The organism is candidate division KSB1 bacterium, assembly GCA_034521575.1.
GTDB lineage: Bacteria > Zhuqueibacterota > Zhuqueibacteria > Residuimicrobiales > Krinioviventaceae > JAXHMJ01.
Genome location: JAXHMJ010000003.1, coordinates 231591 through 245371, shown reverse-complemented (window position 1 = coordinate 245371; position 13781 = coordinate 231591). Strand labels below are relative to the sequence as shown.

Sequence of the window (13781 nt, the reverse complement as noted above, 5' to 3'; positions counted from 1 at the left end):
CAACATTCATTTAGAGCGGGTCAGGCGCCCTCCCTTCTCGCGCCTGACCATTTGCTCTCCAAGAAACTCTCGGACCAAACATTTGCAAATCCAATATCTGCAATGCCCGAACGTGTGTTTATTTATTCTTCCATTCTTCGTTTATCCAGATCCGACATAATCTCCTGCATTTTATCTTCACTCAACGGATAAATCACCATCAAAAATGCACCCAGCAAACTGGCTGAAGCAGGAATCCAGCTGAACATAAGCCGAAGTCCCTGCATGGTTTCCGGGGTTTGCTCGACATTGGCCTGAAACCCAAACGCTGCCAGCAGCCAACCGGTCAAGGCGCCGCCGATGGCCCATCCGAATTTTTGCGCCATGGTTGACGCAGACATGACCAAACCGGTAGCCCGGCGTCCCCACTTCCATTCTGAATAATCGGCGGCATCCGTGTACATCGCCCAGACCAGCGGCGAGGTCGGACCAAATGTAAAATTAGCCAACACCTGAAAAATGAATATAAGGACAATCTGATCTTTGTCCAGAAAATAATAAGCCGATGTAAAAACAGTGGTCAGCAGCATACAGACAATATAAGTACGTTTTTTGCCGAAACGATTAGACACCCATCCAATTAGGAAAATGGCAATGATCGTCGCAGCGGTTCCCGCCAGCATAAAACTGGTAGCGAGCCCTTTATTCCCGACATAATATTTGAAATAATAAATAATGGCTCCGTTCCTCAGACAGGTGTGCGTGAGGGTGAATATCCCCAGAAAAAACAGAATGACCCACGGAACATTGCGGATCAAATCACCTAAATCATGTTTCAAGGATGTTTTTTGTCGGAGCGACGGCTGCACGCGTTCCTTGGTGTTGAAAAAGGTGATCAGGAACAGAATCATGGCCAGGAGCGCAAAGGTGGTCATGGTCCATTGAAAGCCTTTGCGTTCATTGATCACTTTGAGTTGATAATCCGCTTCATCCCAGTTGATATCCGGGAACCAGACCGGCAGGGCGAATTGCGCCTGTTCAAAGCCGCTTTCCAGAAAAACAATACCGCTGGTGGTATCACCTTCAGCCAGGATTTCCGGCGTATTGACCCAGACCATTTTGTCCAGATCAAGTTTTTCACCCTGCCTGTCCGTTCCTTTGAAGGATAATTTTGATGTTCCTTCGCCCTGTTCCGTGATCACAATTTGGTGTGATTCATTGACAGTGGCAGTAAGCACAGAGGTATCGGCTCCGCCGTAAACGCCAACCAGGGGCAGTGTCACCCCCTGAACAATAAACCCGCCGACAAATGCCAGTATAAACCTGTACTGAGAAAAGCCGGTGCGAACCTTGGGATTGGGTGAAACCACCCCCATCAATGAAGAATAGGGGATATTAATCGCCGTATAAATCATCATCATCAAAGTATAGGTGACATACACATAAATCAGTTTACCCGTGGCATTGAAATTCGGGGTTGTGAATGTCAACACTCCAATGACGGCGTAAGGAATCACCATCCACAGCAAATAAGGGCGAAACTTGCCCCAGCGTGTCTGCGTGCGGTCCGCGATAATACCCATCAGGGGATCATTGATCCCGTCCCAGATCCGGGTCAGAGCAAACATGGTTCCTGCAGCAGCTGCAGAAATCCCGAATACATCGGTGTAAAAATATGCCAGGAAAAATATAAACGTCTGAAAATAGAGATTTGAGGCGGTATCTCCCAGTCCGTAACTGATTTTTTCTGCAAACTTGACCTTGTTCTGACTCATTGTTCCGTCTCCTTGTAAAAAAGCGGGATAGCTCCCGTTTTGTCATTATCCCATTTCAACCCGCACATTCACATTGGCTCCCTGCGCTGCCACCGGCACACATTGACCGTCCAGGGATTTTCCGTCAACTGTGATTGATTTGACGCCTTTTTCAACTCCCTGCGGATTCTCAACAGTGATATTATAAACGGCACCTCTGTATTTGCGTACATAGGTAAAACCGTCCCAGTCTTTGGGTATACAGGGGTCAATCATCAGTCCGTCATAATCGGCGCGAATGCCGAGAATATATTGCGTGATGGCGTAAAAATTCCATGCAGCCGTACCTGTGAGCCAGGAATTTTTAGCTTCACCCGGTTTGACCGCATCCTTGCCGGCAATCATCTGCGCGTATACATAGGGTTCGGTCCGATGCAGGTCGCTGATCTCTTCCAGATAAGAGGGTGCAATTTTTCGATAATACTCAAACGCCCGGCTGCCGCGGCCGATTCGTGTTTCCCCGATCATGATCCAGGGGTTATTGTGACAAAAGATGCCTGCGTTTTCTTTATATCCCGGCGGATAAGTGGAAATTTCGCCCAGGTTCAGATAATAGCGGGTAAAAGGCGGATTGTGCAGCACAATACCGTATTTGCAGTCCAAATGCTCCCTGACCGCATCAAGCGCCTGTTGAGCGCGGCCGTCTTGCACACCAATATCCGCCATGGTGCAAAAACCCTGGGTTTCGATAAAAATCCGTCCCTCTTTGCATTCTTGTCCGCCGACCTTGTCGCCATTGTGATCATAGGCGCGAACAAACCAGTCACCGTCCCACCCGGCTTTGTTGATCACACTAATCATTTCCTCAATATGCGACAGAGCCTCATCCGCTTCTTTTTCTTTATTCAAACGCCGGCACAGTTCAACGTACTCTTTGCCGTAAATTACAAACATGGCTGCGATAAACACGGATTCGGCCTTTCCACCCTCTTTGTTTTCAGTGGTTTGAAAGGACTCGTCCGGGTCATTCGAAAAACAATTCAGATTCAGACAATCATTCCAGTCGGCGCGGCCGATGAGCGGAAGGCCGTGCGGACCTCTATTGTGAACAACATGGTAAAAGGAACGGGACAAATGTTCGAACAAAGAGGCTGTATTGTCAGGATCATTATCGAACATGACATCCTCATCCAGTATATCCATTTTTCCGGTTTCTTTGATATAAGCGGACACCGCCAGGACCAGCCACATGGGATCATCATTGAAATTGCTGCCCACAGCATCATTGCCTTTTTTGGTCAACGGCTGATATTGATGATAAGCGCTGCCGTCCTGCATTTGCGTGGCTGCAATATCCAGAATGCGTTGACGCGCCCGCTCCGGCACCTGATGTACAAAGCCGATCAAATCCTGATTGGAATCCCGGAACCCCATTCCTCTTCCAATTCCGCTCTCAAAATAGGACGCGCTGCGCGACATGTTAAAGGTAACCATGCATTGATATTGGTTCCAGATATTTACCATACGGTCGAGATTTTTATCATGACTTTGAACCTGAATCGCGGACAGCAGATCATCCCAGTATCGGTTCAACTCTTTTAATTGAGCATCCACTTTATCGGCAGTATCAAAAGCGTTGACCAGCTGTTTGGCTTTTTTTCGATTCAAGGCACCCGAAGCATCCCATTTATCATCCGGTTCATTTTCAATATAACCGAGTACAAACACAAAAGTCTGTGCTTCTCCCGGCTCCAGATTGATTTCAAGGCAATGGGAGGCAACCGGTGACCATCCATGGGCCACAGAATTGCCGGGTTTATTGTTCAAAACCGTATCCGGACGATCCAGACCGTTATAAAGACCGGCGAATGTTTCACGGTCCGTGTCGTATCCGGCAACAGGCTGGTTCACCGAATAAAACGCAAAATGATTGCGACGCTCGCGGTATTCTGTCTTGTGAAGGATCATAGAGCCGTCAATTTCAACCTCACCGGTGTTGTAATTCCGCTGAAAATTAGTCATATCGTCCAGGGCATTCCACAGATTCCACTCTATAAACGAGTACAATTTGAATGACTTGCGTTGTTGTGTTTCGTTTTTAACAACCACTTTTTGCACTTCGGCATTATCATTCACGGGGACAAAAAATAAAACCTCGGCGCTCAGGCCGTTTTTTACACCGCGAATGACAGAATATCCAAGTCCGTGCCGACAGGAATAGTCATCCAGTTCGGTTTGTACAGGCTGCCAACCCGGATTCCAAACCGTGCCGGCGTCATTGATGTAAAAATAGCGCCCGTTGGTGTCGAGAGGAATATTATTGTAACGGTATCGGGAGAGTCTGCGAAATCGTGCATCTTTATAAAAGCTGTAACCACCGGCTGTATTCGAGATGAGAGAAAAAAAGTCCTGGCTTCCCAGATAATTGATCCAGGGGTAGGGAGTGCGGGGGTTGGTAATCACATATTCCTTCTTGTTGTCATCAAAATAACCAAATTTCATCTTTTTTTTGTCTCCTGTACTAGGGTTTAGAAATATTTTCCATAGGATTCGCAATTTTTTCAGATTCCGGGCGGCCATCAAGAGGCAGGACATTATTTTTTTCCGCCCAAGCTTGCCATTTTTCAGACAAGGATTGTACCATCTGCGGATATTCAGCCGCAATATTTTGTGTTTCGCACCTGTCTGTTCTCATATTGTAAAGTTCCCATTCCCCGGTGTACGGCGGATCAGTTTGTGCGTGCGAAATCAGTTTCCAATCACCGTCACGTACAGCCCGGTTGGCGCGATGTTCCCAGAACAATGTCCGGGATGTGGGTGCAGTGGTTTCCTGAATCCAGGGTAGAACGGATATCCCCTGTAAATATCCGGCCTTGTTGCCAAAAATCAAATCAGCCATACCGGCTGCCTGCAGACAGGTCGGAACAATATCAATGACGTGTGCGATTTGACGGCAGATCCGCCCGGGATCCCCGATTTGTTCAGGCCAGTGAGCAATCAGCGGAGCGGCAATACCGCCTTCGTAAGTTTGTCCTTTATAGCCGCGGAAGGGTGTATTGCTGCAATGAGCCCAGGATTTGCCATAGCTCTCAAAACTGATCCGGGTGCCGATCAGGTCCGTGCGATCTGATCGGCGTGAGATTTGTTCATCGCTTGCGCCGTTGTCGCAAGTAAACAATATCAGAGTATTATCCAGGGCGCTATGCTCTCTCAAGGTATCCAGAATCCGTCCAATGCCTTGATCCATGCAATCAATTTGAGCGGCATAGACAGACATTCTTTTATCCATATCATCTTTTTCCTGATCACTCAGATCTTTCCAGTTTTGGATTCCCGGTAAAAATGTACAGTCTTGCGATAGGATATCTTGATCAAGCATCTTTTTATAGCGAGATTCCCGCAGTCTATCCCATCCCTGCAGGAATCGCCCCCTGTATTTTTGAATATCTGCTTTTTTCGCGTGCAGCGGCCAGTGCGGAGCGGTATAGGCCACGACCATGAAAAACGGATTGGCATTTTTTTCAAAATGCTCACCGAGGAAAAGGCGGGCGGCATCGCTTATGGAATCCGTGAAATAAAAATTGCGGTTGATCCGGGCGCGTGAGTTGTGCCACATGAGTGAGGGCGGATCAAAGTAGCTGCCTCCCCCGCCCAGTGTGCCGAAAAAGCGCTCAAATCCGCGCTGCATCGGCCAATTCTTCATATCCCCGTCTGCGTGTGCATTGTCTTCAGAACAGAGATGCCATTTGCCGGACATAAAAGTAGAATATCCAGCCTGTTTCAGCATTTCCGCCAATGTCTTCTTGTCGTTCAATCGTCCGGTATATCCGGGATGACCCAAATCGGCGGCCGGCATCCACCCCAGTCCCGTTTGGTGCGCATAAAATCCGGTGAACAAACTGGCTCGCGTGGGACAGCCCCGGGATGTGTTATAAAATTGTGTAAAACGAATGCCGTTTTTCGCCAGATTATCAAGGTGGGGCGTATCAATAAAACTCCCATAACAGCCCGGATCAGAATAGCCCAAATCATCAGCCATGATCAGGAGAATATTGGGTAATTTGGAGAAACGCTCACAGGATAACAGGCTGAGACCTGTCAGGGGAATCATCATGCCGGCAGTCCGGATAAATTCACGTCGGGTTTTCATTCGAGTCTTTTCTCTATGCGACCTGTAATAGTACATAACAGTTTATAACCAACGGAACAGAAACCATTAAAGATCGATGCATATTTACACAAAAAGATTAACCACATCAAATAATTAGGTCTGTAATAATAAGAAAAATAAAGTCCATTTCCTTGCAAAAATATCGATTTAGATGCATATTAAACAATTTAAATCTCGGAAACATTTAAATCAGCCTTAAATACTAAAAAGCAGTGCCCGGAAAAGTGGAAACGCCTAAAACGACTGTCTATTAATCCGGAATGAATACGCCGAATAAAAAGGGAGCACATATTGAGCTGACAGACAATGTATTTAAATATTTTATAATACATAAAAAGGATTGACTTTTTCAAGTAATTTACTGTATATTTTAACTGTAATTTACTGTAAATTACCATTTGTGATGCTATATTACCATTAAAACCCGACTCAAATCTGGCAGTCCATACAACCCGGGATAGTTATGATCTCTATAAACGATAAAAAACAGGCATTAAATCGGCTTTTGGAAAGTTCAGAGTTTTGCGGCTCCAATACCTATAAACGATTGCTGACCGCTTTGGTTGAAGCATCATTAACCGATGAACCCCCCAAAGAATACAATATCGCTGTTGAAATTTTCGGCAAATCCCCTGACTTTAATCCTGCGGAAGATTCAACTGTTCGCGTTTATATCAGCAATCTGCGAAAAAAACTGGACCGGTATTATCGAACCGAGGGGAGTAAAGAAAAGATCAGGTTGACCATTCCCAAAGGTCACCACAATGTATTGTTTATCCCGGCTTCAAAAGGAGTGAAAATAAAAAGCGTACTGAAATCTCATTACATCCTCTATGGGGTTATAACAGTACTTGCGTTGTCCATCATTGTATTGGAAATACATTTCAGACAATTGCGGCAATCAGTCGGCAAAGATCATATGCGCCTGCTGAATCATCCGGTATGGTCGGATTTTACCCAATCAGATTCACCACTCTTTATGGTTTTGGGAGACGATTTCTTTTTTGTCACAAAGAACGACAGTACAATCCTGCGTAAACACAGTATTAATAACGGCTATGATTTTGAACACTATATTTCTGAACATCCGGAACTGCAAAACCGCTACCAGGGCCAAACCAATTATTCGTTTGTGCCGATGATCAGTATCCTGCCTCTGGACAACATTCTGCCGTTTTTCTCTTTTAAATCCAACATCATGTTCCAAAACTCGTCAAACTTGAAAACTTCAGACATACTGACCAATGATATCATCTTCTTTGGCACGTTTCGGAACCTGTACATACTGGAACAGGCGCTTAAAGACATTCTGGTCAACTATGAGTTGGGGCAGACAAGCTCGACTCATGTGACCCTTTCTCTGGGTGACTCGCTGCAAACCCTGAATCTAAACGGAGAACCGGATGAAGAGCATATTGACTATTGTCTGATCAGAAAAATACCCGGGCCCAATCAAAATACACTGATCCTGTTTATCAGCTTTTTCGAGACCGGCATGGCCGGTGCATCCAATGCATTCACAACGATTGAATCTCTCACTGATATCGCGCGGTCTTTTGACGGCAATTCTTTTCCCCTTTATTTTGATGTCCTTCTCAAAGTCTCCGGTTTTTCAAGGACGGCTTTTAATTCTGAAATACTGTATTCGGGAGAAATTGAAAAAACATCAAACTTTTGGTAAACTGAAAAATGTGTCTTAAACAGCTAAATTAACAAGAACGATAATTCATACAAAAGTACAATTCCTGCCTTTCCGGAAAACTTTTTCTTTTTACAATGTGTATACAAAAAAGGCCCTGCGAATACGAGGTGGTTTTAGCAGAAACCTTAACCTGAACATTTGCAGGGCCTGGCGGAAATATAGTTCCGCCCAGTGCAAAGCACCAGGCGGGGTGTATCGCAATCGTTTATTTAATGAGCATCATTTTTCGGGTTATGATCCGGCTGCCTGTTTCCAGTGTGTACAGATAAACACCGGAGGGCATATCAGAGGCATTCCAGGTCACCGTATAAGAACCGGCCTGCTGCAGGTGGTTCACCAGTTCAGCAACCTGCTGACCCCGTGTATTGAAAACGGTCAGTTTAACCCGAGATGCAGCATTCAGATCATACTGGATCGTTGTAACCGGGTTGAACGGGTTGGGATAGTTCTGCACCAGCTGATTTTCGACCGGCAGGGTTTCACTGCGATTCACCACCTCAACACCAGTTTCCATCATCGGATAGCCGGCCAGGTTCTGATAAGCCGGTCCATCCTGTACCGGACGCGGGTCCAGACCCTTGTCCTGATCACGGCTGATGCTGACAACCGGGGTGGTGGTCAATAGTTCATTCATGTTGGAAGCATCGTCAAATACAGCCACATCCCAGGGATTCACACCGAGAGAATCGGCTGTCATTCCCGGTGCAAAATTGAACCACAGGTTGTTCATGATTACAATCTGTCCGTCATCCAGGCGTTTCTTGCTGTCTTGTTCGTAATTATCTGTCTGTTCAATGTCCAGGGCTTTACCGGAACGATCTCCAAAGATCGAGTTTTTGTACTCACCGCCCCAGTTATCGCGCAGCTTCAAAGCAACATCAGTCTGGGAAGATTCCATGCCCGGACCAAAATAGCTGGCATTGTAAATCACCGGATAAGCAAAGGGTTCGCCGTCTTCAGGATCATGACCGCCGTCATGCTCACCGGCACGCCCGGCAGCGGCGGAATCCTGCAGTGTGAACAGGAACTGCATTTTGCTGCGGATACCTTCATCATGATCAAAACCGTCATCACCGCAGTACGCAGCGATCAGGTATTTACAATTGACATTACCGCCGAACCATTCAAAACCGTCGTCTTTATTGGCGAAAACTTCGATATGATCAATGGTGGTGCCATTACCCACAGCGCCCAGGGTCAGGCCGTTGATTTCATCACCGGGAGCCAGCTCGGTTCCCGCGTGACGAATAGAGACATAGCGCAGCACACCTGAATTATCATGATCATCATTCCCACCGAACTGAGTCCGATCGGATTCTTCGGCAATACCTTCAACATAGTCAATGCCGCCGGCTTCGTTGATGACAGCATGACCCAGAACGATTAAACCGCCCCACTGCCCGCGCACATCAGGTGTCACGTCGTAAGGATCAGTCACATCATCGCTTTCAGCGGTGAAAATAATGGGATTCACACCGGTACCTTCGGCATAGATCTTTCCGCCTTTGGAGACGATCAATGCGCTGGTATTCTCACTGCTGCCGGACCTGGCTTTTACGATTGTACCGGCTTCAATATTTAACATAGCGCCGGATTCAACGTAAACCAGACCGTCCAATACATACGTATTGTCAGCCGTCCAGTACACCATATCACCAGCGTTAATGCTTTCGTCTGTTACGGTTACTTGATTGGCGGCAACTTTATCTTCTACGAGCATATCATACTCATCCAGCGCGGTCCATCCTTTCATCCAGTTGGTTGAACCGAATGCGCCTTTGTAATTCACTTGTTCAAAGAAATCATCCTGCGGGATTTCAGCAAGATTCTGATAAGCCGGGCCGTCCTGAACCGGACGCGGATCCAAGCCATTGTCCTGGTCACGGCTGATACTTGCCAGGGGACTTGCATCCAGCAGTTCATTCATATTCGCGTCATTTTCAAAAACCGCTACATCCCAGGGATTCACACCAAGAGAATCGGCGGTCATTCCCGGAGCAAAATTGAACCACAGGTTGTTTTTGATGACAATTTCTCCATCATCCAGACGCTTTTTGCTGTCCTGCGCGTAATTATCTGTCTGTTCAATATCCAGAGCTTTGCCGGAACGATCTCCGAAAATAGAGTTGACATACTCACCGCCCCAGTTATCACGCAGTTTCAAAGCAACATCGGTCTGGGAAGATTCCATTCCCGGGCCAACATAAGTTGCGTTGTAAATAACCGGATAAGCAAACGGTTCGCCGTCTTCAGGATCGTGACCGCCGTCATGTTCACCGGAACGCCCGGCAGCGGCGGAATCCTGCAGGGTGAACAGAAACTGCATTTTATTGCGCAACCCTTCATCATGATCAAAACCGTCATCACCGCAATAGGCAGCGATGAGATGTTTACAGTTCACGGTACCGCCAAACCACTCAAAACCATCGTCTTTGTTGGCAAACACTTCAACGTATTCGATTGTGGTTCCACGACCGACAGCGCCCAGAGTCAAACCATTGATTTCATCACCGGGAGCCAGTTCGGTACCGCCGTGCCGGATTGATACGTAGCGCAGTACACCGGAATTGTCGTCATCGTCATTACCACCGAACTGTGTCCGTTCGGATTCTTCAGCGATACCTTCAACATAATCGACACCACCGGCTTCATTGATTATAGCATGACCCAGAATAATCAAACCACCCCATTGTCCGCGGACATCAGGTGTCACATCATAGGGATCTGTAACATCATCGCTTTCAGCTGTGAAAATAATCGGTTTTGCAGCCGTACCTTCAGCAAAGATTTTTGCGCCTTTTGAAATAATCAGTGCGCTGGCATTTTCACTACTACCGACTTTGGCTTTGATCACCGTTCCGGCTTCAATATTCAAAACAGCGCCGGCTTCAACATAAACCAGACCGTCTAATACATAAGTATTATCAGCGGTCCAGTACACAACATCACCGGCATTAATGCTTTCATCCGTTACTGTAACCTGACCAGCGGATACTTTGTCTTCAACCAGGAAATCATATTCGTCCAGCGCGGTCCATCCCTTCATCCAGATGGATGAACCAAAAGCGCCTTTGTAGTTCACCTGATCAAAGAATTCGCTGGTATCCGCTATCGCGGCAAAACCGGACAGCAGGATTCCAGTCAAGATTAAAAGACAAGTTAGTTTCAATTTCATGTGCGTTACTCCTCTTTGCTTTTTTTAGATTTAGTGAGTTAGAAAGAATTAGAGATTGTATTTTAAACCGAGTGAAAACGTCCGTCCTCTTTGATAACGCGTGGTTATATAGTCTTTTTCTTTAAATTCATGCATTTTCTTTTCGTTTGCATCCAGTATATTATTAACGGCAAATTTAAAATACAGATGTTTCCCGATCCGCTTTGACAGCGAATAATTCAGCATGGCGGCGGGTTGTTCATAGATATCGGGGGTGCCGCCTTTACCGATTGCAGCCAATCGTTCACCGAAAATATTATAGTAAAGGCTGGTGGCCAGACCGTTTTGCGGATTATCATAACTGATATTTAGATTCAAGAGATAAGGCGATTGACCCTGGAACGGTCGCGATGCCTCTGCTTCAGGATTGGTGGCGCGAATAATCTCCAGTTCCCTGTCACTGATATCCACCTCGGAATAAATCAGGGACAAATTACCGCCGGCCATGAAATTAGACAGGGCGCTGTGTAAAATATCAAGACGTTTGCGCGCTTCAAATTCGACACCAAATGTGGTCGCCTGATCCACATTCTGCCAGGTGATCCAGTAATTGTTATTTTTGATCACTATTTCAATGGGATTGGTAAAGGATTTGGAAAAAACGCTGACGGCATACAGTTCGCCGGGGCGGCTGAACCATTCCCAGCGCAGGTCAAAATTATCCACCAAAGTGCGTTTCAATTCAGGATTTCCAATGTATTTATCACCTTCCTTGAAATCATAAGAAGCAAAGTTTGAAATTTCGCGGAATGACGGTCGAGCCAGGGTTTTTCCATAGGCAAACCGGATATTCATATTATCAGAAAGGGTGTAAATCAAATTTGCGGACGGCAGCAGGTCCTGTGTCGAAACTGTGCCTTTGGGTTGTTCCGGGTCTTCACTGATCACTTGCATTTCGGTGGTTTCATATCTCACCCCGCCAACCAACCGGAGCTTGATGGATAACGGCATATCAAGCATGGCATATCCGGCATTAATGTACTGATCACCGGTATAATTGCTGGAAATTTGCGCGGTTTCGGTGATATAGATACCGAATTCGTTATAGACATTGCCGTTCGGCGCCACACGTGCGCCGGTCAAACCGAGATTCTCATCGGAAAACAACTCGTTAATATCACCGCCCGCATTCCGCAGCTCAACGCCGATATCACTGTTGGGCTCGTAGACGAAACGGCGTTCATCAAAATCACGGGTTTTAAACGCATAAGCGCCACCCCATTTAACACTGCCTTTTAATCCGTTCCAAAAGCTCAGTGATTTTGTTATATCCAGGTTGCCTTCATAGCGATCTTCGTCAAGATAGCGATAAAAGCGTTCCTGGGGGATATTGGTTTTGGTGCCATAGGTGCCCTGACCGTTGATGTAGCTGGTAAAATAACGCAAATCCGGCTCATCCTGGGTGGAACGTCCATATGATGCCTTCCAGCTGACCTGAGCGTCTAACGCCTGCAATTTATGATCGCCGTCCAATTGATAAGAATGCAGACTGCGTTCGTTATACTGCTGCGTGGAAACCTGATAAACTTCATCATCATTTAGATCATAGGGAAACGGGCCGGATAACTTTCGCGCGGTACTCACACCATTTTGGTTGTAAAGTCCGGTAAAACTCAGTTTATTATTTTTATTCAATTTGTAAGAGGACTTTAATGTGACGCCCCACAAAACTTCGGCCTGGGTTTTTTGATCACTCAAATGAAAGATATTTTCCAGACCGGACGCATTCTCGGACAGGGCTTTGAGCGCATAGCGGGCATACACTCCATCATCATAACTTTTATGCTTGTTGCTATAAGTAGCGCTTGCCAGAAAACCCAAGGGACGGCCGAGAAACTCAACCTGATTTCCGACGGAAAATGAATAGCTTTGGTTCAGAGGCGCCGAACCTTTGGTCGGGGCCATGGAATGATTAAAAGCATCTGTATAGTTTTCAATAAACTGAGCTTGTTCAGCATTTTTACCCGCTGCAATCGGATCGATCTGTGTCAGATCTTTACCGACAAAATCCGGTATATCCATTCCCTTATCCGCAAATCCGAGCCAGTTCAGCGAACTGCCGTTGGTTAATGCGAGTATATTATCATTAAATGTTGTTTGCGAATTAAAAGAACTGGATGCTGAAAAAGAAAGGGATAAATCTTCGGGAAAATCTTTGGTCTGTATATCGACCGTTCCGCCGGAAAAATTCCCGGGTTTGTCGGGTGTAAAACTTTTAACGGTTACAATATTATCAATCAAATTAGAAGGAATAATGTCAATAGACCCGGAACGGCTGTAAGGATCTGCGCTGGGAATTTCAGCGCCGTTCAGCTGTGTGCTGGTATAACGGTCACCCAGTCCGCGCACAAACACCTTTTTGCCGTCAACCACCGAAGCGCCGGTGATCTGTTTCATGGCTTCGGCCGCATTGCCGCTGCCGCTTTCCGAGATCATTTCCGCGCTGATGGCATCACTGATGGTTTTGGCTTTTTGCCGATCTTTTAACAAGGCTGCTTCTGTGTTGCGCACCGCTTTGGCGGTTACCACCACTTCTTCACCCTGCAGCGATTCCATGGTCATTGTAAAATTGAGCGTTACAACCTGATTGGTCCGGATCGCAACATCCTGAATGGTGATCCGGCTGTACCCCATATAGGAACCCATGACGGTATAATCACCGACCGGTGCATTTTTGATCCGATACTCGCCGTCCATATCCGTGGCATCCCCGATCATCGTGCCCTGCAGAATGACGTTGACCCCGATCAGCGCTTCACCCGTTTCCGAGTCGACAATTTTACCGGTTATTGTTCCTGTTTGTGCGAATAATAAATTTGCAAAGAAAAGAAAAAGCAAAACGATACAATACAATACTGTCTTGTACATTTAAATACCTCATTGTTGGTTAAAGTTTCTGCTAAAGATATTTAAATATAGTCAGACCGTTTTATTAAAGGATAAAACCAAAGTTAAGAGTTT

The 13781-nt window shown here is 46.3% G+C and carries 6 protein-coding genes; 1 reads left to right on the top strand and 5 read right to left on the bottom strand.

Going from position 1 to position 13781, the window contains the following annotated elements:
- Positions 1-122 precede the first annotated feature (122 nt).
- From U5R06_09635 to U5R06_09625, 3 genes are read right to left on the bottom strand one after another with little or no spacing between them, the layout of a single operon-like run.
- Positions 123-1754 carry an MFS transporter gene (locus tag U5R06_09635; GenBank protein MDZ7723043.1) on the bottom strand — a complete coding sequence of 544 codons (1632 nt, stop codon included), beginning with the start codon at positions 1752-1754 and terminating at the stop codon, positions 123-125.
- A 45-nt stretch (positions 1755-1799) separates the two neighbouring features.
- Positions 1800-4235: a glycosyl transferase gene (locus U5R06_09630; GenBank protein ID MDZ7723042.1), complete on the bottom strand. Its 2436-nt coding sequence runs from the start codon at positions 4233-4235 to the stop codon at positions 1800-1802.
- A gap of 19 nt (positions 4236-4254) precedes the next feature.
- Positions 4255-5883 (bottom strand): arylsulfatase, encoded by a 1629-nt coding sequence (locus U5R06_09625; GenBank protein MDZ7723041.1) that lies wholly within the window; start codon positions 5881-5883, stop codon positions 4255-4257.
- A 484-nt stretch (positions 5884-6367) separates the two neighbouring features.
- On the opposite strand from U5R06_09625, the gene U5R06_09620 reads away from it, so the two are divergent.
- Positions 6368-7585 (top strand): hypothetical protein, encoded by a 1218-nt coding sequence (locus U5R06_09620; protein ID MDZ7723040.1) that lies wholly within the window; start codon positions 6368-6370, stop codon positions 7583-7585.
- A 226-nt stretch (positions 7586-7811) separates the two neighbouring features.
- On the opposite strand, the gene U5R06_09615 is transcribed toward U5R06_09620, so the two are convergent.
- Positions 7812-10781, bottom strand: coding sequence for a T9SS type A sorting domain-containing protein (locus U5R06_09615; GenBank protein MDZ7723039.1), 2970 nt, complete (start codon positions 10779-10781; stop codon positions 7812-7814).
- Between the two features lie 48 nt (positions 10782-10829).
- A complete protein-coding gene (locus U5R06_09610) occupies positions 10830-13688 on the bottom strand; it encodes a TonB-dependent receptor (GenBank protein ID MDZ7723038.1) in 2859 nt (952 codons plus the stop codon).
- Positions 13689-13781: the final 93 nt, after the last annotated feature.

Excerpts from the sequence above, each read along its gene's own strand:
- U5R06_09635 (MDZ7723043.1), bottom strand. The coding sequence starts at position 1,754 with ATGAGTCAGAACAAGGTCAAGTTTGCAGAAAAAATCAGTTACGGACTG.
- U5R06_09630 (MDZ7723042.1), bottom strand. The coding sequence starts at position 4,235 with ATGAAATTTGGTTATTTTGATGACAACAAGAAGGAATATGTGATTACC.
- U5R06_09625 (MDZ7723041.1), bottom strand. The coding sequence starts at position 5,883 with ATGAAAACCCGACGTGAATTTATCCGGACTGCCGGCATGATGATTCCC.
- U5R06_09620 (MDZ7723040.1), top strand. The coding sequence starts at position 6,368 with ATGATCTCTATAAACGATAAAAAACAGGCATTAAATCGGCTTTTGGAA.
- U5R06_09615 (MDZ7723039.1), bottom strand. The coding sequence starts at position 10,781 with ATGAAATTGAAACTAACTTGTCTTTTAATCTTGACTGGAATCCTGCTG.
- U5R06_09610 (MDZ7723038.1), bottom strand. The coding sequence starts at position 13,688 with ATGTACAAGACAGTATTGTATTGTATCGTTTTGCTTTTTCTTTTCTTT.